Source organism: Lichenihabitans sp. PAMC28606 (genome assembly GCF_020616535.1).
In the GTDB taxonomy this organism is placed as follows: domain Bacteria; phylum Pseudomonadota; class Alphaproteobacteria; order Rhizobiales; family Beijerinckiaceae; genus Lichenihabitans; species Lichenihabitans psoromatis.
Window position 1 is genome coordinate 807816 of record NZ_CP085136.1, and the last position, 22698, is coordinate 830513.

The window sequence follows — 22698 nt, forward strand, 5'->3', positions numbered from 1 at the left end:
CGGCTTGGAACCGACCGGCCGCTTGAATCGGCCGCGCCGGTTTGACGGTTTTACTCGAATCCGGCGACCGCATGAGGCGTGTAAGCAGCCTCCAATTTGGCGACCTCCTCGGACGATAAGTCGATCGCCAGGGCCGCCACGGCATCGTCGAGGTGATGCGGCTTCGAGGCGCCGATGATCGGAGCGGTCACGCCCGGCTGCGCCAACAACCAGGCAAGGGCCACCTGCGCCTGCGGTACGCCGCGCGCAGCCGCGACCTCGGCCGTGGCGGCCACGACGGCTTTGTCGGAGGCGTCACTCGCATAAAGCGTCTTGCCGAACTCATCCGTCTCGGCCCGCTTAGTGGTTGGTTGGTCCTCCCAAGGGCGGGTCAGCTTGCCGCGAGCAAGCGGGCTCCAGGGAATGACGCCGATGCCTTCCTCGATGCAGAGGCCCATCATCTCGCGCTCCTCCTCTCGATAGATGAGATTGTAGTGGTTCTGCATCGAGACGAAGCGCGTCCATCCATGCAGGTCGGCGAGGTAAAGCGCTTTGGCGAACTGCCACGCATGCATCGACGAGGCACCGATATAGAGTGCCTTTCCGGCCTTCACGACATCGTGCAGCGCCTCCAGCGTTTCTTCGATCGGCGTATGCGGATCGAACCGATGGATCTGGTAGAGGTCGACGAAGTCGGTGCCGAGCCGCTTAAGGCTTGCGTCGATTTCGGCCATGATGGCCTTGCGCGATAGCCCGCGCCCGTTGGCGTCCTTCCGCATCGGGCCGTTGACCTTGGTGGCCAGCACGATCTCGTGGCGCGGCACATAGTCGAGCAGCGCCTTCCCGACGATCTCCTCGCTCGACCCGGCCGAATAGACGTTCGCTGTATCGAAAAATGTGATCCCGGCGTCGAGCGCCCGCTTGAGAAAGGGCCGGCTCTCTGCTTCGGGCAACGTCCAGGGATGCGGGCCGCGATCCGGCTCGCCATAGGTCATGCAGCCGAGACAAAGCCGCGACACTTGGAGACCGGTGCCGCCGAGGTTCAAGTAATGCATTGCTGATCCACCTCTCGAAAAGGGATATGGCGCAAGACTTGGCCCAGGCCGGCAACCCCGACAAGTCCCCGTCGCCGCACCATCGCTTCGCGTTGCGCGGGCGGGACACGCTCCCTATAGTGCGCCGCGCCGGCCCAGAGCGGGCCACTTGGCCCAGGCGCCATTCCATCGATGATCCGTTGAACGAGACCACATATGCTTGAGAGCCTGCGCGCCATCCAGAACACGACGGCGGGCAAAGCCGTCGTTGCGGTCATCATGGGCCTGATCATGGTGAGCTTCGTGATCTGGGGAATCGGCCCTGTGTTCACTGGCTTTAATGCCAACCAGATCGCCAGCGTGGGAACCGCCAGCGTCACGGTGGAGGCCTTCCGTCAAGCGTATCAGAACGAGTTGCAGCAATTGCAGCAGCGCGCTCGGCGGCAGATCACCAACGCCCAGGCGCATCAATATGGCATCGATACGCAGGTGCTCTCGCGTCTCGTGTCGGAAGCCGTGCTCGATAATCAGACCTCGACCATGGGCCTGTCGATCTCGGACGATCAGATCGCCAAGGCGATTGTCTCCGACCCGACCTTCAAGGGCGCCAGCGGACAGTTCGACCGCAATCAATTCAACGCCATTCTTCGCGACAACGACATGACCGAGCAGATGTTCGTGCGCGAGCAGCGCAACGTCTACCTCCGGCAGGAGCTCGTGCAAGGTCTCGTCGGGAGCATCAAGACCCCCGTCGCGGCGGTTGAAACGCTGCACCGTTTCGATGCCGAAACGCGCAGCATCGACTCGATCGTGCTGCCGAGTGCGGTGGCAGGGACGATCCCGCCTCCCGACGATGCAACGCTGAAAAAGTTCTTCGACGACCGCGCCCAAACATTCCGGGCCCCGGAATATCGCAAGCTCGTCCTGCTGCCGCTGACCCCAGCCGCTCTGGCCAAGCCAGACGACGTGTCGGATGCCGATGTCGCCAAGCTCTATGACAGCGTCAAGGATGCTCGATACGCCACGCCCGAATATCGGACGTTGCGCCAAATCGTATTCCCGTCCGAGGCGGAGGCGGTCGCGGCCGCCCAAGCCATCAAGTCCGGCAAGAGCTTTGCCGATATCGCGACGGAGCGGAAGCTCAGCGACAAAGATCTCGATCTCGGCCGGGTCACCAAAGCCAGTCTGTTCGACAAGGCCGTGGCTGATGCGGCTTTTGCCTTGCCGCTCAACGGGGTCAGCGATCCGATCAAGAATGCCTTCGGGGCCGCGATCGTCGAGGTCACGGCTATCGATCCGGCCACGGTTCGTCCGCTCGCCGAGGTCGCGCCCGCGCTGCGCAGCGAGATCGCGGCCAGCCGCGCGACCGAAAACATTCGCGCCCTACACGACAAGGTCGAGGACGCGCGCGCGTCGGGCCAGAGCCTCGTCGATGCCGCCAAGGCCGCGGGGCTGTCGGCCCGCACGACGGAGCCGGTCGACGCGGCCGGACGCGACAAGGACGGCAAGCCGATCGCCGATATTCCCGATGTCGCCGCCGTCCTGAAAGCCGCCTTCGCGTCCGACGTCGGCGTCGACAACGATGTCGTCCGGACTCCGGACGGCGGCCAGATCTTCTACGAGGTGGCGGCGATCGAGCCCGCTCGCGCGCAGAGCTTCGACGAGGTCAAGACGAAGGTCGAGGCTGCATGGCGTCGCGACGAAACCGCAAAAGCGCTCAGCGCCAAGGCCGATGCGCTGGTCAAGGAGATCGACGGCGGCACCTCGATCGAGGCCGTGGCCAAGACGCTCGGCCTTCCGGTGCAACATGTCGCCGACGTGCGCCGCCAAGGTGGCACTGGCCTCGATGCCAGCACAGTCGCACAGGTGTTCAACGAGCCGGTCGGTCGGGCCGCCTCGGCGGCGGGAGAAGGCGATACGCGCATCGTGTTCAAGATCCTCGGGAGCGTCGTGCCCCCGCTCGACGCGGAGTCGCCGCAGACCAAGCAGATGGACGCGCAGTACCAATCCTGGCTCGCCGAGGACATGCTTGCCTCCTATCTCACCCAAGTTCAGGGCAAGATCGGCGTCCGCATCAATCCGACGGCCTATCGCGCCGCGATCGGCAGCGACTCATGACGACGACGCAAGCGTTCGACGCTTTCTCGACGGATTATGACGCGGGCCGGCCGACGCTGATCCGGTCCGTGCTGGTCGCCGATCTCGAGACGCCGGTCTCGGCTTTCCTGAAGCTGTCGCAGGGGCGCGAGGGGAACATTTTCCTCCTCGAATCGGTCGAAGGCGGCATGACACGCGGCCGTTATTCGATGATCGGGCTAGACCCCGATGTCATCTGGCGCTGCACGGGTGAAAGCTCCGAGATCGACCGTGACGCTCTGTCGGACAACAGCCATTATCAGCCCTGCCCCGGCAAGCCGCTCGCTGCATTGCGAGCGTTGTTGGCCGAGTCGGGCATCCCGCATGTCGAGGGCCTACCCCCGATGGCGGCCGGGGTGTTCGGCTATCTTGGCTACGACATGGTGCGCCACATGGAGCGGCTTGCCCCGGCCAAGCCCGACCCGATCGGCGTGCCCGACGCCATCATGATCCGGCCCACCGTCATGGTGGTGTTCGACGCCGTCAAAGACGAGATCTCGGTCGTGACCCCCGTGCGCCCGAAGCCGGGTGTGTCAGCCGCGACCGCCCATGCCTCAGCCATCGACCGGCTCGACGCGATCGTGGCCATCCTGGAAGGCCCGCTCGCGGTTGTGGCGCAGCCCGTCGATCCGCTTGTCGAGGCCAGCGAGCCGGTTTCGAACACCGGCACGGCCGCGTTTCTCGACATGGTCGCGACCGCGAAGGATTACATCGTCGCGGGCGACGTGTTCCAAGTCGTCCTCAGCCAGCGCTATTCCGCGCCGTTCGCGCTTCCGCCGTTCGCGCTCTATCGGGCGCTGCGTCGTGTCAATCCGGCGCCGTTCCTGTCTTATCTCGATTTTGGCGGCTTCCAGATCTGCTGCTCGAGCCCGGAAATTCTGGTCCGGGTTCGCGACGGCGACGTCACGATCCGACCGATCGCCGGGACCCGGCGGCGCGGTGAGACGGCCGAGCAGGATCGTGCTTTGGAGGCAGAACTCTTGGCCGACCCGAAAGAGCGTTCCGAACATCTGATGTTGCTCGATCTTGGGCGCAACGATGTGGGACGTGTCTCCGAGATCGGGAGCGTTACCGTCACCGAAAGCTTCGGCATCGAACGCTACAGCCATGTGATGCATATCGTCTCCAACGTCGTGGGCCGGCTTGGTGAGCGGTTCGACAATATCGACGCGCTCGCCGCAGGCTTCCCGGCCGGTACCGTCTCGGGTGCTCCCAAGGTGCGCGCGATGGAGATCATCGACGAACTCGAGCTGGAAAAGCGCGGCATCTATGGTGGCTGCATCGGCTATTTCGGCGCCGGCGGTGAGATGGATACGTGCATCGTCCTGCGCACCAGCGTCATCAAGGATGGCGTCATGCACGTCCAAGCGGGCGCCGGCATCGTCTACGACTCGGACCCCGCGTCCGAAGATGCCGAATGCGCCAACAAGGCCCGCGCCCTCGTGCGCGCCGCTGAGGAAGCCGTCCGTTTCGCGACCTCGGCCAAGCGAGGGCAGTGACTCGGAACCTTCTCGAGCCGAAAGCGGCTGCTGCGGTTCATTCACCCTGCCGTCCAAATGCGGAACCTCAACCGAACAGAAGAGGGACCTTAAGCGTTGCAGCAGGGTATGAACCGTCAAGACCACAGTGAACGCTATGCGGCACAGAGTGGGTTCGGTTCTGTGAAAGAGGTTTCGGTGAATACTCAAGTCAAATGGGGCATCGCGCTGGCGGTCCTGGTCGGCGTGGTCGACGTCGGCCTGCCTACCGCGCAAGCGCAGGACACGACCCACCATTCAGCCCGGCATCGCCGGACAGCAGCAATCACCGACGTGTCCGACGGTGATCGGCCGTTGACCATCAACCCACGCCGTCGCCACAGCTTCGGCAGTCTCGGCCAAGCCAACAATGGACCTGTGGTTCAGGTTGGACCGAATGAGATCTACGCGCCAGGCGGCTTCAAGCTGCCGGGCCGTCCGCTCAACTTCCAGGAGCGGCAGGAGGTCCGGAAAGAGGCTCGCAACCAGTTCATCCGACGCGCGACGAGCGGGATCTATGGCTACGGGATCGATGGGCTCGGCGGCTTCGGCTTCGATAACGATTCGGAGGTCGGGTATGACAATCCGAACTACGGCGGCTCCTTCAACACCTACACGGGCTATAATGGCGTACCGTCAAACCTTGCGTTCGGCCCGAGCTATGCCTTCCGCTACGTGACCGATCACGACCCGGAAGACGACGATACCGAGCGCGGCCATCCGCCTGCAGCGCCAGGCTCGGAGCCCTCGAACCCGTTCGACATCGACAACTGACGTTAAATCCTGATGCGAGCCGAAGGGTTTGCGTCAGCTTTTTACCTGGGTGAACGTCTGCTCGTCTCCTGGAAAGGCGCGTGAGCGCACATCCGCCGCGTAGGCCGCCACTGCCGCATCGATGGTTTCACCAGCTTCCGCGTAGCGTTTGACGAATTTCGGCGTGAAATCGGCAAACATGCCGACGAGATCATCCGTCACCAAGATCTGGCCATCGCAGGCGACCGATGCCCCGATGCCGATCGTCGGAATGCTCACCTTTTGTGTGATCGTCCGCGCCAGAGGCTCGACCGTCCCCTCGATCACGACCGCGAAAGCGCCGGCCTGCTGTACCGCAAGAGCGTCGTCGAGAAGCTTACGACCTTCCTGCTCGCCCCTACCCTGCACCCGGAACCCCCCCAGCGTATTCACCGATTGCGGCATGAGGCCGATATGCGCCATGACCGGGATGCCACGTTGGACCAGGAACGCGATCGTTGCGCCCATTTCCGCGCCGCCTTCGAGCTTCACGGCGGAGCAGCCGCTTTCGGCCATGATGCGGGCTGCGCTTCCAAACGCTTGCTCGGGCGACGCCCCATAGCTGCCGAAAGGCAGGTCGACCACGACACAGGCACGTTCCGTTCCGCGCATCACCGCAAGCCCGTGATTGATCATCATGTCGAGCGTGACGCCCAGCGTCGTCGGCATGCCGTAGAGCACCATCCCGAGCGAGTCGCCGACGAGGATCAGATCGCAATGAGCATCGAGAAGGCGAGCGATCGGCGTCGAATAAGCCGTCAGCGCCACGATCGGCGTCGCGCCCTTCCGCTCGCCGATCTGACGCGGGCTGATCCGCCTCGATCGGGTTGGCGCGCTCACGCCTGCTCTCCTTGCGGCGCGGGTCGCAGCAACTGATCGCGGATTGCGGCTGCCTCTTCGGCAAGCGGGCCGCGATCGATCGGCTTATCGGCGCGGGCATACCAATAAGCCGCATTGCTGGCATCACCCTCGCGCCGGTGAAGATAGGCATGGACCCATGCGGCCGCAGGGCTTTCATCATCGGCGACGCAGCGATGCGCCGCATCCCAATCGCCTTTCCGGTCCCACCACAAGGCCAACAGCGGGGCCGTCAATCCGTGCGGCGGGCGATCGGACGCCAGCGTGGTTTCGAATTCCGGACCTGTCATGACGTCCTCCACTCCATGATCGTCTTGTCTCCCGGTGGCCCGGCGACTGCAAGATGACGGTCGGCATCCTGCGGTGTCGCTTGACCTCCGCGTGCCGGCGTTTCACTTAACGTCTTATTCTCTGGTTCGGACATGTCCGGTGCAAAACGTCACGCTTATCGACAATTACGACAGCTTTACCTGGAACCTGTTTCACTACCTCGGTGGACTCGGCGCGACCGTGACGGTGTGGCGCAACGACGAGGTCGGTGTTGCGGACGTGATGAACGGCAAGCCGGATGCCATCGTTCTGTCGCCCGGCCCCTGCTCGCCGCGTGAGGCGGGGGTCTGCATCGATCTGATCAAGGAAGCGGGCGCCACCACGCCCATTCTCGGCGTATGTCTCGGCCATCAGGCGATCGGTGATGCCTATGGGGCTGCGGTCACGCGTGCCGCCTCGCCGATGCATGGGAAGGTCTCCGACATCCATCACACGGGTCGGACGATCTTTCGCGGCATCAATGGTCCGTTTCGTGCCACGCGATATCACTCGCTGATCGTCGATCGTGACACGCTGCCGGGCGACTTGACCGTGACGGCCGAGACTGGCGACGGGGTCATCATGGGCCTATCGCATCGGGACCATCCGGTGCACGGCGTGCAGTTTCATCCCGAGAGTTTCCATTCCGAGCACGGGCATCTCATCTTGAAAAACTTTCTGGATCTCGCGGTCGGCTGGAACCGCCAAAGCCAGGCCGGACGGTAGGGCATGGATCAGTTCAAGCCCCTGCTTGGCAAGGTCGCGACGGGAGCGACCTTGACGCGCCCCGAAGCCGAAACGGCCTTCAACGATATGCTCTCGGGCGAGGTCACGCCGGCGCAGATCGGCGCCTTCCTGATGGCGCTCCGCGTCAGAGGCGAGACGGTCGATGAGATCACGGGCGCCGTCACGGCCATGCGATCCAAGATGCTGGCCGTGTCGGCGCCCGACAATGCCGTCGACGTCGTCGGCACCGGCGGCGACGGAGCGGGCACCTATAACGTCTCGACGCTTGCGGCCCTGATCGTGGCCGGTTGCGGCGTTCCGGTCGCCAAACACGGCAATCGCGCCGCGTCGTCGCGTTCTGGCTCCAGCGACGTGCTGACGGCGCTCGGCGTCAAAATCGGCATCTCGGCAGCGTTGGTCTCGCGTTGTATCAACGAGGCGGGCGTCGGTTTCATGATGGCGCAAACGCATCATGCCGCGATGCGCCATGTGGGCGCGGCGAGGTCCGAACTTGGCACTCGCACCATTTTCAACCTGCTCGGCCCGCTATCGAACCCCGCCGGCGTCAAACGTCAGTTGCTCGGCGTGTTCTCCGCCGCGTGGTTGGAGCCGCTCGCCGACGTCTTGCAGCGCCTCGGCAGCGACCGGCTTTGGGTCGTGCATGGGTCCGACGGGCTCGACGAATTGACGACGACGGGGCCGAGCACGGTCGTCGAACTCATCGATGGGGCGTTCCGGCGCTTTACCGTGATGCCGGAGCAAGCGGGTCTGAGCCGCGCCACGACGGCAGATCTTCGCGGCGGCGACCCGGCCCATAACGCAGCCGCTCTGCGGGGCGTTCTCGATGGTGCGCGTAACCCCTATCGCGACATCGCGGTGTTGAATGCGGCCGCGACCTTGGTGGTGGCCGGCAAAGCCGAAACGTTGATGTCCGGCGCGGCCCTGGCCACCCAGGCTCTCGAGAGCGGCGCGGCTCGCGCGCGCCTCGACAGTTTGGTGACCCTCTCCAACAGCCTGATCTAGGATCACGATCATCACCGATATTCTCCGTAAAATTGAAGCCTACAAGCGCGACGAGATCGCGGCCGCCAAAGCCGCCGTTACGTTGGGCGAGCTCGAGCGCCGGATCGCCGAAGGGGACGCGCCGCGCGGTTTCGTTGCGGCGATCCGCGCCAAGCTGAAGCAGGGCCACACGGCCCTGATCGCCGAGATCAAGAAGGCGAGCCCGTCCAAGGGGCTGATCCGCGCCGACTTCGACCCGCCCGCGCTGGCTCGTGCCTATGCGGCCGGCGGTGCGGCCTGCCTCTCGGTTCTGACGGACGCCCCGTCCTTCTCGGGACACCCTGATTTCGTCGCGGCTGCACGATCGGCAGTGGCGTTGCCGGTGCTCCGCAAAGATTTCATGTTCGAGCCGTATCAGGTCGCGGAGGCGCGGGCCTGGGGCGCGGATTGCATTCTGATCATCCTCGCGGCGGTGTCCGATCAGGTCGCGGCAGACCTGACCGCGGCCGCCCACCATTATGGGATGGATGTGCTGGCGGAGGTTCATGATGAGGCGGAACTCGACCGCGCCCTGCGGCTGGATGCGACGCTGATCGGCGTCAACAACCGCAATCTCCGCACATTCGAGGTGTCGCTCGCGGTTGCCGAGCGGCTCGCGCCGCACATTCCGGATGATCGGATCGCGGTGGGCGAGAGCGGCATCTTCTCGGTCGCGGACCGCCAGCGATTGGCGGAGGTGGGGATCGCCACGCTTCTGGTCGGCGAAGCCCTGATGCGGCAAGACGACGTCGAGGCTGCCACCAAGGTTTTGCTGGCCAATCTTGCGGAGGCCAGATGAGCAGCCTGACCCATATCGAGGCGAGCGGCGATGCTCGCATGGTCGATGTCTCCGACAAGGTGCAGACATCGAGGATCGGGATCGCGGAAGGCCTCGTCCTCATGCTGCCTGAGACGCTCGATCTCGTGCTCAGCGGCGACGCCAAAAAGGGCGACGTTCTGGGGACCGCTCGGATCGCCGGCATCATGGCGGCCAAGAAGACGCACGACCTTATTCCGCTCTGTCATCCTTTGCCGATCACCTCCGTGAAGGTCGTGCTCACGCCTGATCGGGCTCTGCCGGGGATCCGCGTCGTCGCGACCGTCAAGGTCACGGGCCAGACCGGCGTCGAAATGGAAGCCCTGACGGCTGTCAGCGTCGCCTGCCTCACGGTCTACGACATGGTGAAGGCGGCCGATCGCGCCATGCGGATCGAGGGGATCCGCCTGCTCGAAAAATCGGGCGGGAAATCCGGCCATTATCGCGCCGGGACCGACGCCCCATGACGGCTGATGCGATGCTCAGCGTCGCCGACGCCCTCGCGGCGATTTTGTCGACCGCCCCGCAAGCCCTGCCCGAAGAAGATGTCGCATTGGCCTCGGCGCGTGGGCGCACGCTGCGACGCGATCTCCTGGCGCGCCGTACGCAGCCGCCGCTCCCGGTTTCGGCTATGGATGGCTATGCGGTTCGGGCCGCCGATCTTGCACGTGCGCCTGTGGATCTCCGCGTGATCGGCACCAGCCAAGCCGGGCGAGGCTTCGACGGCGCGGTCCAGGCCGGTGAGGCGGTGCGGATCTTCACCGGCGCTCCCGTGCCGGACGGTGCCGATACGGTGCTGATGCAGGAAAACGCGAGCCTCCAAGGCGCAACCATGCGTGCCCTCCAGGCAGAACAGATCGGCCGCCACGTTCGGGCCGCGGGCCTCGATTTCAGCGAAGGCGATGTGGGTCTTCGGGCCGGTCGGCGCCTGGGCGCTGCGGAACTCGCCCTGGCGGCGGCCATGAATCACGCAAGCCTGCCTGTGGCTCGCCGTCCACGCGTCGCGATCTTGGCGACGGGTGACGAACTGGTGTCGCCCGGGATGGTGCCCGGCCCCTCGCAAATCGTCGCGTCCAATTCCTTTGCGCTCGCTGCCATCGTCGAGCAATCCGGTGGATTGCCGATCGATCTCGGTATCGCGGGTGATAATTTCGAAGCCTTGAGTCGCGGCATTCGCGCCGCAAGCGACCAGCAGGCCGACCTTCTGATCACACTCGGAGGCGCCTCGGTCGGTGACCTCGATCTTGTGCAGAGCGCGCTGGTCCGGGAGGGGCTGAAGCTCGGCTTCTGGCGGGTCGCGATGCGGCCCGGCAAACCGCTGATGCACGGTAAACTCGGCGCCATGCGGGTTCTCGGTCTTCCCGGCAACCCCGTCTCGTCGATCGTTTGCGGCATTCTCTTCGTGCGACCGCTCATCCGCGCGCTCTGCGGGGACCCCGATGCGGCCGCCTCCATCGCCGAGCCGGCCCGTCTCGCGGTCGATCTGCCAGCCAACGACCGGCGCCAAGACTATGTTCGCGCAACCCTCGCGCTTCGCGCCGATGATCTGCCGCTCGCTCATCCTGCAACATTGCAGGATTCATCGATGCTCAAAGTACTGGCGGGCGCACAATGCCTGATCGTTCGTGAGCCGCATGCGACCGCCGCTCGGGCCGGCGATCGTTGCATGATCATCCGGCACGATCGCTACCTTTAGCGATCCACGTGCAGGGCGTTGCGGCTGGTGTTTGCGAGCGGGCCAAGCATGAACGCAGCAAGAACATTCGTGCAATCGTTCTCTTTTTGTTTTACCGTCTGGCGACGAATCGTAAGGCTCTGACGGGCCATCGCGGCCGAGGGTGACGAATGCTGACGAGCAAACAGAACGAACTTCTCCGCTTCATTCACGAACGGCTGAAGGAGCAGGGCGTGCCGCCCTCCTTCGACGAGATGAAGGAAGCCCTGGATTTGCGATCCAAGTCCGGCATCCATCGCTTGATCATGGCGCTCGAGGAACGCGGGTTCATCCGTCGTCTGCCAAACCGAGCTCGCGCCATCGAAGTGTTGAAGCTTTCGGACTCGTCGACCCCCACCGAGACAAAGCCGTCGAAGTTCTCGCCGAGTGTGATCGAGGGGACGCTGGGGCGCCTGCGCCCGCGTGGATCGCACGGATCTAACCACGAAGACGTCATGGCCGTGTCGGTACCGATGATGGGGCGTATCGCGGCCGGCACCCCGATCGCCGCTATCCAGACGCGCAGCCAGACCATCACGGTGTCGCCGGACATGTTGGCGGCCGGTGAGCATTTTGCCCTTGAGGTTCGTGGTGACTCGATGATCGAGGCCGGTATTCTCGATGCCGACACGGTCATCATCCGCCGTCAAGATTCAGCCGACACGGGCGACATCATCGTGGCGCTGGTCGACGACGAAGAGGCGACCTTGAAGCGCTTCCGTCGACGGGGCGCGTCCATCGCGCTCGAGGCCGCCAATCCGGCTTATGAGACACGGATCTTCGGCCCAGACCGCGTGAAGATCCAAGGCAAGCTGGTCAGCCTTCTCCGCCGCTACTGAGCAGTGTCTCGCAATCGCGAGGCCCGGCGGGGCGCAAAAGAGAGCCGCGCACCGGTCATCCACGTCTTGTGTGTGTGATATCGAGCCGATAACGCTGCCCGCGACACCGGCCGTCGTTTTATGGCGGCGCGCGTCATCGGGGATTGTTCATGTCTGCTCGCCTGCTGTCGATTTTTGGCCCGATTGTCGTTGTGTTGAGTGTTTCTCAGGCAGCCGCTCAGCAGAAACCAGTGACCCCGGCCGCGAAACCACTCGCACCCGTGAGTTCCGAGCCGGCGACGACATCGGCAAGCTACGGCGACTGGGTTCTCCGATGTGGGCGCATCGGCGATGGCGATCAGGCCAAGCGCGTTTGTGAAGTCGCTCAGACCATCCAATTACCCAACCAGACGGCGCCTATCGCGGAGGTTGCGGTCGGTCATCTCCCGGATGGATCCTTGCACCTCACCGCCGTTCTGCCTCCGAGCGTGTCGTTTCCGAGCACGGTGGCGTTTGCCAATGCTGGCGACAAAGCTCGTGTCGATCTTCAATGGCGGCGATGTCTCGCTGGCGGATGTTTCGCCGATACCCCCGTCAGCGACGATCTCCTCAAGGCTTGGCGCGTGTCGACCGATGCTGGGAAGATGACGTTCAAGGATGCTGGAGGCCGGGATATTGCGTTGGCGATCTCGTTTCGCGGGCTGGCTCAAGCGCTCGACGCCCTGCCGAAATCTTAAATCCGGCCTCTCGATCAAGCGCGACCTTCGGCGGAACAGCCCCGTTCCTTGCGCTGGCTTGAAACGTGGCAATTGAGCGGCATATTGGAGGAAGGTCGAAGCCGACTATCCAGCTAGGATGCGAGCACCACGCGACGATGAACGAATCCACGAACGATCGGCGTTCACCTCTTCACCAATCAGAAGATGCCGAGTCGACTGCGCCCACTGAAGCTGAGGCTCAACCCCAGATATCCACAGCACACGATATCGCGACGCGTGCTCGCCATTACCCCCGCTCTGCCAGAAACGCACTGGATCTCGCGCGATTGCTGGAGGTGGGAATTCTCGATGTGGTCATGCCGGATGGTCAATCGTTCCGCTTTGGCGGGCGCGTTCCTGGCCCCGCTGCCGTCATGACGATCAAGGACGCCAATTTCGCGAAGCGGTTGATCGGCGGTGGCGACATCGGCATCGCCGAATCGTTTCTCCATGGCGAATGGGAGAGCCCCAACCTCACCCGGTTTCTGGAACTCTTCTGCCTTAATCGTCCGATAATCGAAAAGCTCGGCGCGCATCCGATCGTCAGGATTATCCAGGCTTACGGTCACTGGCGAAACCGGAACACTAAAGCAGGATCGAAGCGCAATATCTTCGCGCATTACGATCTCGGCAATGCTTTTTATTCCTCATGGCTCGATAAGAGCATGACCTATTCGTCGGCCTTGTTCGAGGACGCGTCGGGGCACTCCGCGATGGACCTGTCGGCCGCGCAGGAAGTAAAATATCGGAATCTCGCCGATCAGGTCGGGATCGATCCAGGCCACCATATCCTCGAGATTGGATGCGGCTGGGGTGGCTTTGCCGAGTTTGCCGCCAAGTCGATCGGATGCCGCGTCACGGGCCTGACCATCAGCCAAGCCCAGCATGATTTCGCCCAGCGGCGCATCTTCGACGCGGGTTTGAACGACAAGGTCGAGATCAAGCTGCTCGACTATCGCGATGAGCGCGGCACGTACGATCGGATCGCGTCGATCGAGATGTTCGAAGCGGTTGGTGAGGCCTATTGGCCAAGCTACTTCACCCAATTGGCGGACCGCCTGAAGCCCAATGGGCTCGCGGGTCTTCAAGTCATCACGATCCGCGATTCACTTTTCGCGAGCTACAGACGAGAGATGGATTTCATTCGCAAATACGTGTTTCCCGGCGGCATGCTGCCCAGCCCGTCGATCATGCGCGAACTCGGTACCGCACATGGATTTCGCCTATCGACCGAGCGCGTGTTCGGCCACGATTATGCCAAGACGCTCTCGCTGTGGCGCACAAGCTTTCGCGCGGCCTGGCCGGGGCTGTTGTCGCAGGGCTTCGACGAGCACTTCCGGCGCCTTTGGGAATATTATCTGGCCTATTGCGAGGCCGGCTTTCTGAGCGAGTTGATCGACGTCCGACAGATGGTCTTCGCAAAAACCGCGTGAGGTCCGTATCGCTGTCCTCGATAACGACCTGACGACCGTGCGGAGAGCGCTTGCGATCGCGTGACGCGGACCTTAGGTTCGCGGTTCATCGCCGGATCTGCGCTGCTGTCTGAGCCGGACCTTTTTATAAGAAGGCCGACGTAGACCGATCATATCAGATGAGGGACAGACCTGCGTTTTCGACGATCAAGCCTTTCAGACGCGCGGGACACTTGCGGTCTCTCACGACGCGTCTACAGGAGCGTGCATCACCCATGAGCATCACCAGCACCGTCATCGACGCCATCGGCAACACGCCTTTGATCAAGCTGCAGCGTGCGTCCGAGATGACGGATTGTACGATTCTCGGCAAAGCCGAATTCATGAATCCGGGCGGTTCGGTGAAGGATCGCGCCGCCCTCGCCATGGTCCAGGATGCGGTCGCGACCGGCAGCTTGAAGCCCGGCGGCACCATCGTGGAGGGAACGGCGGGCAATACCGGCATTGGACTGGCGCTCGTCGCCAGCGCGCTCGGCTACAAAACCGTAATCGTCATCCCCAACACGCAAAGCCAGGAAAAGAAGGACGTGCTTCGCTTGTCGGGCGCGGAACTCATCGAAGTTCCGGCGGTGCCCTATGCCAATCCGGATAATTACGTCAAAGTGTCTGGCCGGCTTGCCGATCGGCTCGACCAAACCCGTGAACACGGGGCAGTCTGGGCCAATCAATTCGACAATCTCGCCAATCGCCGGGGACATTTCGAGACCACCGCACCTGAAATATGGGCCGCGACGCTTGGACAGGTCGATGGTTTCATCTGTGCGGTCGGTACCGGCGGAACGCTGGCCGGCGTCAGCATGGCGCTCAAAGCCAAAAACCCGGCTATCCAAATCGGCCTCGCGGACCCGATGGGCGCCGCCCTCTACGATTACTACACGACCGGGCAATTGCGCGCCGAAGGCTCATCGATCACGGAGGGCATCGGCCAAAACCGCATTACTCCCAACCTCCAAGGCGCGATCGTCGACCAAGCCTATCAAATCACCGATGCCGAGGCGCTCGAGATCGTGTTCGATTTGGCGGAGCACGAGGGCCTCCTGCTCGGGGGATCGTCCGGCATCAACGTCGCGGGGGCAATACGGCTCGGCAAGACACTTGGACCCGGACACACGATCGTGACGATCCTGTGCGATTCGGGCTTTCGCTACGCCTCGAAACTTTACAATCCCGACTTCCTGCGGAGCAAAGGCTTGCAGGTTCCTGGCTGGCTCGAACGCGCGCCGAGCGTCACAAGCGAGGATCTCCGGTGACGCGGTTACTATTCCGCGACGATGCCGAGCAACGCCACTGCGAGGCGACCATCTTGGCGATCGGCCAGGATGGCGCCATCGTGCTCGATCAAACGGTCTTCTACGCGCAGGGCGGCGGTCAGCTAGGTGATCGCGGCACGTTGACGACGCGACAAGGCGAAAATATCGCCATTCTCGATACGGTTTATGGCGAGGACAAAAGCACTGTCCTGCATCGTATCGATCCAACCCATGTTGCGGTGTTGACGATCGGCGAAACCGTGCGGCTCGATCTCGATTGGCCGACCCGGCATGGGCGCATGCGGATCCATACGGCTCTTCATCTGCTGACGGCCGTGCTGCCCTACCCGGTCACGGGCGGCTCGATCGGCGATGGCGAGGGACGGCTCGACTTCGACATGCCGCCGGGCGGCCCGGACCGTGACGCCATCACGGACGATCTGAATGCGCTCATCGCCAGGAACGCGGATGTGACCATGACCTGGATCACCGACCAGGAGCTTGCGGCCAATCCTGGCCTCGTCAAGACCATGTCGGTGAAACCGCCGACAGGCTCGGGGCGCGTTCGCCTCGTCAAGATCGGCGACATCGACCTCCAGCCTTGTGGCGGCACCCATGTGGGGAACACGCGCGAGATCGGGCCTGTCGCCGTGACCGCCATTGAGAAAAAGGGCAAACAGAACCGCCGTGTGCGGATCGCTCTTCAAAGCCCCTCCGCTTAGACCGCGACGTTCTGGATGATCGAATGACGACTCCCATCGAAACGACCCAACTCGGTCATGCCGTCTCGGCCCCCGCTTCACCTGCGGACGCAACCCTGGATCGGGTGCCGAACCCACATGTCGGTACGCTTTATCTCGCGCGCTTCACGGTGCCGGAATTCACATCACTTTGTCCGGTCACGGGCCAGCCCGATTTCGCCCATCTCGTGATCGATTACGTCCCGCGGGATTGGCTGGTCGAGTCGAAATCGCTGAAGCTGTACTTGACCTCGTTCCGCAACCACGGCGCGTTTCACGAGGATTGCACCGTGGGGATCGGCAAAACCTTGGTCGAACGGCTCGATCCCGTCTGGCTACGGATCGGCGGCTACTGGTACCCGCGCGGCGGCATCCCGATCGATGTCCTTTGGCAAACGGGCGTTCCGCCCGAAGGCCTTTGGTTGCCCGACCAGGGCGTGCCGACCTATCGCGGGCGGGGCTGAGACACGCGCCCGAGTTTGCGAGCCCAAGCTGGCCGGCGAAGCTTGTGGCGCTGCGTCGGCAAGCCGCGAAGCCGGTCCGCAAAGCCGCGGAGTATCTTCGGCCGCCGCGGCGCAATATGCGCCATCGCGCTGGCATCGGCCTGCAGCGCATAGGTTTTGGCACGAAGCGCGTCCGCCAACGTTTGGCGATCCTTGATGCCGACCAGGTCCGCGTAAGGAATGGGTGCGCCAATCGCAACCGCCATTGAGGTTCCGATCCGGTTCTTGACCTCGCGAAAGATCAACGACAGGCGCAGCGTCGCGCTGAGATGGCTGGCAATCTGGAAGATGCGGCTGTTTTGTCCCATGAAGCAGATCGGCACGACAGTGGCCTTGCCGCGGTGAACGAGCTGCGACGTAAACGGCTGCCAGGGCGCGTCGATGGCAGGATGTCGCCCAAGCCGATCCGGCGCGGTCGATACCCCCCCGGCTGGGAAGATGACGACGCAGCCTCCCTTTTCGAGATGATCGCGAGCCGCAGCCCGGGATTTCAGGTTGGTTTGCAACGCCTCTTCGGTCGGCGAGAAGTCGACCGGGAGCACGAAGGACTGAACCTCGGGTGCGCGGAGCAGGACCGCATTGGTCAAAACCAGAAAGTCGTTGCGGACCTTCTCGATGAGCCACGAAATCACGATCCCGTCGAGCACGCCGTAAGGGTGGTTCGCCACGACCACGAGCGGTCCGGTTTTCGGAATAGACGCCAGTGCCGCAGGCGAAAATTGAACATCGAGCGCCAGTCGGCGGACTGCCGAATTGAAAAAGCTCTCGCTCGCGACAGGATACCGCCGATGTTCGAGATAAAGCTGCTTGAGCTTGCGCTGGCCGGTCGCGGCCTCGACCATACGGATGATCTTGCGCTTCATCGCCGAAGCATCCGGATCAGCATAGCTGAAAATCAGATCGTCCATAGTCCCAACCATGACGTCGTGAGATGACGACATTGTGACCTGCCCGTGCCTGTTGGCTGAGACGACCGCGCAGACGCGCAGCCTACGGCGATGTCATTGCACCCGTTTGGCCAGAACGTCAAAGGCCTTGAGGGTTTCGAGCAGCGCCCGCATCTCGCTGAGCGGCACCATGTTGGGTCCATCCGACAGGGCTTGGTCCGGCCGGTCATGCGTTTCGATGAAGACCCCGGCCACACCGACCGCGACGGCGGCGCGCGCCAGCACCGGGACAAACTCGCGCTCGCCTCCGGAGGTCGTGCCCTGCCCACCGGGTTGTTGCACGGAATGGGTGGCGTCGAAGATGACCGGCGCCGCCGTGCTGCGCGCCATGATCGGCAGCGAGCGCATGTCGGACACCAGGGTGTTGTAGCCGAAACTCGCACCGCGTTCGGTCACCATCACGGCGTCGTTGCCGGCATCCCTGATCTTCGCCACGACGTTTTTCATGTCCCACGGCGCGAGAAACTGGCCTTTTTTGACATTGACGATTCGGCCCGTCTTGGCTGCCGCGACGAGCAGGTCCGTCTGTCTGCACAGAAATGCTGGGATCTGCAGGATATCGACGACTTCGGCGACGGGCGCGCATTGATCGGCCGCGTGGATGTCGGTCAGGACCGGCACACCAAAACGTTCCTTGATCTCGGCAAACACGGGCAAAGCCTCGTGGAGACCGACGCCGCGCGCACTGCTCGACGCGGTCCGATTGGCTTTGTCGAACGACGCCTTGAACACGAGGCCGATCCCGAGATCGTCCGTGATGGCGACCAGCGCCTCGGCCATGTCGAGCGCGTGAGCGCGGCTTTCCATCGCGCACGGCCCAGCGATCAGGGCCAGCGGCAGATGATTGCCGAAAGCCACCGCCCGGGGACCCTGACCGGCAACGATCCTATTCATCGAAGATTCCTCTTTTTACGCAAGCACTTCATGGCGATCTCTCAAACGAAGGTCGAGATGTCCGCGCTTTTCATCCAGCAATCCGACATCGATGGTTTCAAGGATTTCGCAGAGCTCCGTCGACTCAGTCATGCGCGACACGAGGACGTAGTCGGCGCCGGCCGCGTAGAGGTCTTCGACATCGCTCAAAAGGTCCGCCGGTGCGACGATCACGGCTTTAGGATTGATGGCGCGTAATTGCCGCACAAGCCGCTCGTTCGTCGTCCCCTTCAAGAGGAAGTCCGGCACGCTGCAGATCAGAACTTCGGCCTCGCCCACCCCGGCGTGCACAAGCGTTTCGCGCTGGCCGATATCGCCATAGATCACCTTGATGCCGCTCGCGCTGAGCTTTTGAAAGACGACCGGGTTGAAGTCGATCACGGCGATGTCTTTTAGTGTCGCGGAGTTACGCGCCTCAAGATCGGCGATCAACGAGCTCGCGGTTCTGAAAAAGCCAAGCAGCATGATACGCGCGCCACCATGCTGCGTCGTCTCGGCATCGCGCGGCCCAACCTGATCGAGATCCCTCAATCCGACGCGCTTGAGGAGCGGCACGAGCGTCCGAACGATCGCATTGCTGCGCCCCATCGCGAATGTGCTGATCGCAGCCAGAACCACGAAGGTGAACGACGTGGCGGCCTTGGCGTCATTGCCGATGTGACCCGAGACCACGCCGATCTGCAGAAGAACCAGTGAAAACTCGCTGAGTTGACTGAGATTGATGGCCGGCAGCAGGCTGGCACGTAAGCCCTGGCGAAGGGCATAGAGCGGCGGGAACGTTGTCAGGAAACGGCTCAGGATCGTGAAGGCGCCGAGAGCGAAGGCGAGGCCGAGCATGCTCATCGTCGGAATCGGAATGGTCATGCCGACCCCGACGAAAAACAGGGTTACGAAAAAGTCCCGCAGGCTCGTAACCTTCGCGGCCACGTCGAGCGCATAGGGGAAGGTCGACAGCGACACCCCGGCCACAAGAGCCCCCATCTCGCGCGAGAGGTGCAGATATTCGGCCAATTCGCTGGTGAACAGGCACCAAGCAAGCGCGCCGACCAGAACGAGCTCGGGCAATCGGGCAATGCGGTAGAACAAAAACGGCAGCACGTAGCGGCTGACCAGCAAGGCCGTGGCCACCAACGCCCCAACGCGCGCCAGCGAGATCAGGAGGACGCTGATCCGCAGATCGTTGAGGCTCGGCTGAATGGCGAGGAACAGGATGACGAAGAGATCCTGAAGCACCAGGATACCGAGCGTGACGCGGCCCGGCAACGTATCGAGTTCTCGCTTGTCGTAGAGCACCTTGACGATGATGACCGTGCTGCTGAGCGATGCCGCGACGCCAAGATAGAGTGCATCCCAGTGGCCGCCGCCAAGCGGCAAACCCAACATGACGAAAAACGCGACGCCGAGCGCGCAACACCCGACGATTTGCGCTGCCGCGCTGACGATGATGACCCGGCCGGAGCGGATAATCTTCTTCAGGTCGATTTCCAGCCCGATCATGAAGAGCAGAAAAATCAGCCCCAGTTCGGAGATGACCCCGATCGTTTCCTGTGAGCGAACGAAGTGAAGACCAGAAGGCCCGAGTAGAAATCCCCCGACCAGATAGGCCAGGATCACGGGTTGACCGATCAGTTGCGCCGCAACGCCGAGCGTCCAAGCCGTAACGGTGCAGAGCGCCATGTCGAACAAAAGATCATTCATCGCACCCCCACATCAGCATCAACCGACTGGATGCCCTGTCTTCACGAGGTCGAAGCCGATCGTCCCTCATGGGACGAAGGCTCGAGCACCAGTGTGATCCCCCCGGACTCGACGGCCTCGATCGCCCAACCGTCCCGACACGCAACCGCTCGGGCTGGCGCGATCTGATCGGAGCTTGCTTCGAGTGGGGATGTTGCACAGCATACGGCTGCGAGAAAAGGCCGAAATCCGGCCTGACGCGATCGACGTGAGAGCGTATCGCCGAAGCGATCCTGAAACGCGTCGGGTGTCACCACCTCGAGACGACTGCCGCCGATCGGAATCAGCAGACCCGCATCCCGCCCGGCCGCGACCGAGTGATCGGAGAAGGCGCCGAGAAAAGTCGCATGGTCGGCGGGATGATCCGCCACAAGGATGACCCCGCTGATGCCGGTTACGCCGTTGGCATGGCGTTGAGCGGCTGGGTTCCAAAAATTCTCTGGATAGTGCTGCTGGCAGACGAAGAAGCCGATATCCGGCATTGATGGCGCTTCGGCGAAAGCGAGGCTGAACGCGACGCGCTTGATCGAACCGTCCGCCGCTGCCGCATCGCGAGCGAAGTCGAGCCGGTGCTTGGTGCCGATGCCCAATTCGGCGAAGCGTTCCGCATCTGCGCCAGCATTGGCTGAGCCTAACACCAGCATGCCGGATGGATCTCTCGAGGTCATCGCACCGTTGAGGAAGCCCGCAAAGCGAAATGCGTCCGCCTCAGGCGACACAGGCTCCGCATCCGGCGCGAGCCCGATCAGCTCGATGAAAGCGCCCGGCACTTGGACGATGTGGTTCTCTGTACCCCAAGGGTGGCGGTTTCGCCGACCGACCGTGAAGCCCAACGCCTCGAACCGCCTTGCCTCGGCGCCGAGATCACGGCAGGGCCAGACCACATGATCGAGCGCGCGGACCATCGCGCCGCCTCAGACGAGACGGGATTGTTCGAGCGCGGCTGCGATGAAGCTGGCGAACAGCGGATGCGGCGCGAACGGTCTCGATTTCAATTCAGGGTGATATTGAACCCCGATGAACCAGGGGTGGTCGACAAGCTCGATCGTCTCGGGCAGCAAACCGTCGGGCGACATGCCGGCGAATGACATGCCATGCTGTTCCAGCCGCTCGCGATACGCCGTATTGACCTCGTAGCGATGGCGATGGCGTTCCGAAATCTCCTGCGAGCCATAGATCGCGGCGATTTTGGACCCCTCACGCAATTCAGCCTTGAAGGCTCCGAGCCGCATGGTCCCGCCGAGGTCTCCCTCGTGGACGCGGCGCTCGAGTTCGTTGCCCCGCATCCACTCGGTCATCAACCCGACGACCGGTTCGGCACAGGGGCCGAATTCCGTCGAATTGGCATCCGGAACGCCGCCGAGGCTTCGGGCCGCCTCGATCACGGCCATCTGCATGCCGAAGCAGATGCCAAAATAGGGCACTTTCCGCTCCCGCGCGAACTGCGCCGCACGGATCTTCCCCTCCGCGCCGCGCTGTCCGAAACCACCTGGGACCAGAATGCCGTGGACATGATCGAGCCGCGTCGCGGGATCGTTCCCCTCGAATACCTCGGCCTCGATCCACTCGAACTTGACCTCGACGCGGTTCGCAAGACCGCCGTGCACAAGTGCCTCGTGCAACGATTTATAAGCGTCCTTCATGCCGGTATATTTGCCGACGATCGCGATCGTGACTTCGCCTTCGGGGTTCTTGACCCGCTCCATCACGGCATTCCAGCGCGTCATATTCGGCTTCGGCGCCGGCTCGATGCCGAAGGCCGTCAGCACCGCACGGTCGAGCCCCGCCGAATGATAGCCACGCGGCACGTCATAGATCGACTCGACGTCGCGCGCCTCGATGACCGCATCTTCACGCACATTACAGAACAGGCCGAGCTTGCGGCGCTCCTCGCTCGGGATGGTGCGATCGGTCCGGCAGAGCAAAATATCGGGCTGGATGCCGATCGACCGCAACTCTTTCACCGAATGCTGAGTCGGCTTGGTTTTCAATTCGCCGGCACTCGGGATGTAGGGCAGTAGCGTCAGATGGACGTAAACCGCATGACCACGCGGCAGATCGTTGCCGAGCTGCCGGATCGCCTCGAAGAACGGCAGCCCTTCGATGTCACCGACCGTGCCGCCGATCTCGACCAGGATGAAATCGACGCCCTCGTTGCCGTCGAGCACGAAATCTTTGATGGCGCCGGTCACATGCGGAATGACCTGAACCGTGCCCCCGAGGAAGTCACCGCGCCGCTCCTTGGCGATGATCTCCTGGTAGATGCGACCCGCGGTCGTGTTGTCGTCTCGCGTCGCAGGGCGACCGGTAAACCGCTCGTAATGGCCGAGATCGAGGTCGGTTTCGGCCCCGTCATCCGTCACGAAGACCTCACCATGCTGGTAAGGGCTCATCGTACCTGGATCGACGTTCAGATAGGGGTCAAGTTTCCGAAGCCGGACCGTGTAACCACGAGCCTGCAGCAAAGCACCGAGTGCCGCGGCCGCAAGGCCTTTTCCGAGGGAAGAGACCACGCCGCCGGTGATGAAAATATACCGCGCCATGGGAGATCACGCTTATCCAGTTTTCAGCGGTTTGACGAGAATAAACCGCACGGGGCCGCGCAGGGCAGCCATGA

General features: G+C 63.0%; 22 protein-coding genes. 14 read left to right on the plus strand and 8 right to left on the minus strand.

Features of this window, described 5'->3' with window-relative positions; translation table 11 throughout:
* Positions 1 to 50: 50 nt before the first annotated feature.
* On the minus strand, positions 51 to 1034 hold the full coding sequence (locus tag LGH83_RS03785) for an aldo/keto reductase (RefSeq protein ID WP_227400672.1): 984 nt from the start codon (positions 1032 to 1034) through the stop codon (positions 51 to 53).
* A 195-nt stretch (positions 1035 to 1229) separates the two neighbouring features.
* Between LGH83_RS03785 and LGH83_RS03790 the strand changes: the two genes are divergently transcribed.
* The 3 genes from LGH83_RS03790 (at position 1230) to LGH83_RS03800 (ending at position 5440) form a co-directional block, all read left to right on the plus strand.
* Positions 1230 to 3131: a SurA N-terminal domain-containing protein gene (locus LGH83_RS03790; protein WP_227400673.1), complete on the plus strand. Its 1902-nt coding sequence runs from the start codon at positions 1230 to 1232 to the stop codon at positions 3129 to 3131.
* Positions 3128 to 4648 carry an anthranilate synthase component I gene (gene trpE / locus LGH83_RS03795; RefSeq protein ID WP_227400674.1) on the plus strand — a complete coding sequence of 507 codons (1521 nt, stop codon included), beginning with the start codon at positions 3128 to 3130 and terminating at the stop codon, positions 4646 to 4648. Before LGH83_RS03790 ends, trpE begins: the two co-directional genes overlap by 4 nt.
* Before the next feature lie 177 nt (positions 4649 to 4825).
* Positions 4826 to 5440, plus strand: a complete 615-nt coding sequence (locus tag LGH83_RS03800) for a hypothetical protein (RefSeq protein ID WP_227400675.1) — start codon at positions 4826 to 4828, stop codon at positions 5438 to 5440.
* Positions 5441 to 5473: 33 nt separating this feature from the next.
* On the opposite strand, the gene panB is transcribed toward LGH83_RS03800, so the two are convergent.
* The gene (gene panB, locus LGH83_RS03805) at positions 5474 to 6298 is read right to left on the minus strand and encodes a 3-methyl-2-oxobutanoate hydroxymethyltransferase (protein WP_227400676.1); all 825 of its coding nucleotides are present in this window, start codon (positions 6296 to 6298) and stop codon (positions 5474 to 5476) included.
* A complete protein-coding gene (locus tag LGH83_RS03810) occupies positions 6295 to 6606 on the minus strand; it encodes a hypothetical protein (protein WP_227400677.1) in 312 nt (103 codons plus the stop codon). Before LGH83_RS03810 ends, panB begins: the two co-directional genes overlap by 4 nt.
* Before the next feature lie 139 nt (positions 6607 to 6745).
* On the opposite strand from LGH83_RS03810, the gene LGH83_RS03815 reads away from it, so the two are divergent.
* The 11 genes from LGH83_RS03815 to queF all read left to right on the plus strand — a co-directional run bounded on the left by LGH83_RS03815 (position 6746) and on the right by queF (position 16425).
* Positions 6746 to 7351: an anthranilate synthase component II gene (locus LGH83_RS03815; protein ID WP_227400678.1), complete on the plus strand. Its 606-nt coding sequence runs from the start codon at positions 6746 to 6748 to the stop codon at positions 7349 to 7351.
* A gap of 3 nt (positions 7352 to 7354) precedes the next feature.
* Positions 7355 to 8374: an anthranilate phosphoribosyltransferase gene (trpD, locus tag LGH83_RS03820; protein ID WP_227400679.1), complete on the plus strand. Its 1020-nt coding sequence runs from the start codon at positions 7355 to 7357 to the stop codon at positions 8372 to 8374.
* A 10-nt stretch (positions 8375 to 8384) separates the two neighbouring features.
* Positions 8385 to 9191, plus strand: coding sequence for an indole-3-glycerol phosphate synthase TrpC (trpC, locus tag LGH83_RS03825; protein WP_227401724.1), 807 nt, complete (start codon positions 8385 to 8387; stop codon positions 9189 to 9191).
* A complete protein-coding gene (gene moaC / locus LGH83_RS03830) occupies positions 9188 to 9676 on the plus strand; it encodes a cyclic pyranopterin monophosphate synthase MoaC (protein ID WP_227400680.1) in 489 nt (162 codons plus the stop codon). Before trpC ends, moaC begins: the two co-directional genes overlap by 4 nt.
* A complete protein-coding gene (gene glp, locus LGH83_RS03835; RefSeq protein ID WP_227400681.1) occupies positions 9673 to 10905 on the plus strand; it encodes a gephyrin-like molybdotransferase Glp in 1233 nt (410 codons plus the stop codon). Before moaC ends, glp begins: the two co-directional genes overlap by 4 nt.
* Positions 10906 to 11054: 149 nt before the next feature.
* Complete coding sequence (gene lexA / locus LGH83_RS03840) at positions 11055 to 11762, plus strand: transcriptional repressor LexA (protein ID WP_131117551.1); 708 nt, start codon at positions 11055 to 11057, stop codon at positions 11760 to 11762.
* Between the two features lie 149 nt (positions 11763 to 11911).
* Entirely contained in the window at positions 11912 to 12478 is a 567-nt protein-coding gene (locus tag LGH83_RS03845; RefSeq protein ID WP_227400682.1) for an invasion associated locus B family protein, read from the plus strand.
* A 308-nt stretch (positions 12479 to 12786) separates the two neighbouring features.
* Positions 12787 to 13932, plus strand: coding sequence for a class I SAM-dependent methyltransferase (locus tag LGH83_RS03850; protein ID WP_413771100.1), 1146 nt, complete (start codon positions 12787 to 12789; stop codon positions 13930 to 13932).
* 254 nt (positions 13933 to 14186) lie between these two features.
* Positions 14187 to 15221 (plus strand): cysteine synthase A, encoded by a 1035-nt coding sequence (locus tag LGH83_RS03855; RefSeq protein ID WP_227400683.1) that lies wholly within the window; start codon positions 14187 to 14189, stop codon positions 15219 to 15221.
* Positions 15218 to 15943, plus strand: coding sequence for an alanyl-tRNA editing protein (locus LGH83_RS03860; protein WP_227400684.1), 726 nt, complete (start codon positions 15218 to 15220; stop codon positions 15941 to 15943). Before LGH83_RS03855 ends, LGH83_RS03860 begins: the two co-directional genes overlap by 4 nt.
* A gap of 23 nt (positions 15944 to 15966) precedes the next feature.
* A complete protein-coding gene (gene queF / locus LGH83_RS03865) occupies positions 15967 to 16425 on the plus strand; it encodes a preQ(1) synthase (RefSeq protein ID WP_227400685.1) in 459 nt (152 codons plus the stop codon).
* On the opposite strand, the gene LGH83_RS03870 is transcribed toward queF, so the two are convergent.
* The 5 genes from LGH83_RS03870 to LGH83_RS03890 form a co-directional block, all read right to left on the minus strand.
* On the minus strand, positions 16407 to 17372 hold the full coding sequence (locus LGH83_RS03870; protein ID WP_227400686.1) for a lysophospholipid acyltransferase family protein: 966 nt from the start codon (positions 17370 to 17372) through the stop codon (positions 16407 to 16409). The two genes, queF and LGH83_RS03870, sit on opposite strands and share 19 nt — an antisense overlap.
* Positions 17373 to 17465: 93 nt before the next feature.
* A complete protein-coding gene (gene kdsA / locus LGH83_RS03875; protein WP_227400687.1) occupies positions 17466 to 18305 on the minus strand; it encodes a 3-deoxy-8-phosphooctulonate synthase in 840 nt (279 codons plus the stop codon).
* A 15-nt stretch (positions 18306 to 18320) separates the two neighbouring features.
* Positions 18321 to 20042 carry a cation:proton antiporter gene (locus LGH83_RS03880; protein ID WP_227400688.1) on the minus strand — a complete coding sequence of 574 codons (1722 nt, stop codon included), beginning with the start codon at positions 20040 to 20042 and terminating at the stop codon, positions 18321 to 18323.
* A gap of 41 nt (positions 20043 to 20083) precedes the next feature.
* Positions 20084 to 20986, minus strand: coding sequence for a VOC family protein (locus LGH83_RS03885; protein ID WP_227400689.1), 903 nt, complete (start codon positions 20984 to 20986; stop codon positions 20084 to 20086).
* Positions 20987 to 20995: 9 nt separating this feature from the next.
* Positions 20996 to 22624, minus strand: a complete 1629-nt coding sequence (locus LGH83_RS03890; RefSeq protein ID WP_227400690.1) for a CTP synthase — start codon at positions 22622 to 22624, stop codon at positions 20996 to 20998.
* Positions 22625 to 22698: the final 74 nt, after the last annotated feature.

Excerpts from the sequence above, each read along its gene's own strand:
- LGH83_RS03785 (WP_227400672.1), bottom strand. The coding sequence starts at position 1,034 with ATGCATTACTTGAACCTCGGCGGCACCGGTCTCCAAGTGTCGCGGCTT.
- LGH83_RS03790 (WP_227400673.1), top strand. The coding sequence starts at position 1,230 with ATGCTTGAGAGCCTGCGCGCCATCCAGAACACGACGGCGGGCAAAGCC.
- trpE (WP_227400674.1), top strand. The coding sequence starts at position 3,128 with ATGACGACGACGCAAGCGTTCGACGCTTTCTCGACGGATTATGACGCG.
- LGH83_RS03810 (WP_227400677.1), bottom strand. The coding sequence starts at position 6,606 with ATGACAGGTCCGGAATTCGAAACCACGCTGGCGTCCGATCGCCCGCCG.
- trpD (WP_227400679.1), top strand. The coding sequence starts at position 7,355 with ATGGATCAGTTCAAGCCCCTGCTTGGCAAGGTCGCGACGGGAGCGACC.
- moaC (WP_227400680.1), top strand. The coding sequence starts at position 9,188 with ATGAGCAGCCTGACCCATATCGAGGCGAGCGGCGATGCTCGCATGGTC.
- glp (WP_227400681.1), top strand. The coding sequence starts at position 9,673 with ATGACGGCTGATGCGATGCTCAGCGTCGCCGACGCCCTCGCGGCGATT.
- lexA (WP_131117551.1), top strand. The coding sequence starts at position 11,055 with ATGCTGACGAGCAAACAGAACGAACTTCTCCGCTTCATTCACGAACGG.
- LGH83_RS03845 (WP_227400682.1), top strand. The coding sequence starts at position 11,912 with ATGTCTGCTCGCCTGCTGTCGATTTTTGGCCCGATTGTCGTTGTGTTG.
- LGH83_RS03855 (WP_227400683.1), top strand. The coding sequence starts at position 14,187 with ATGAGCATCACCAGCACCGTCATCGACGCCATCGGCAACACGCCTTTG.
- queF (WP_227400685.1), top strand. The coding sequence starts at position 15,967 with ATGACGACTCCCATCGAAACGACCCAACTCGGTCATGCCGTCTCGGCC.
- LGH83_RS03870 (WP_227400686.1), bottom strand. The coding sequence starts at position 17,372 with ATGGACGATCTGATTTTCAGCTATGCTGATCCGGATGCTTCGGCGATG.
- kdsA (WP_227400687.1), bottom strand. The coding sequence starts at position 18,305 with ATGAATAGGATCGTTGCCGGTCAGGGTCCCCGGGCGGTGGCTTTCGGC.
- LGH83_RS03880 (WP_227400688.1), bottom strand. The coding sequence starts at position 20,042 with ATGAATGATCTTTTGTTCGACATGGCGCTCTGCACCGTTACGGCTTGG.
- LGH83_RS03885 (WP_227400689.1), bottom strand. The coding sequence starts at position 20,986 with ATGGTCCGCGCGCTCGATCATGTGGTCTGGCCCTGCCGTGATCTCGGC.
- LGH83_RS03890 (WP_227400690.1), bottom strand. The coding sequence starts at position 22,624 with ATGGCGCGGTATATTTTCATCACCGGCGGCGTGGTCTCTTCCCTCGGA.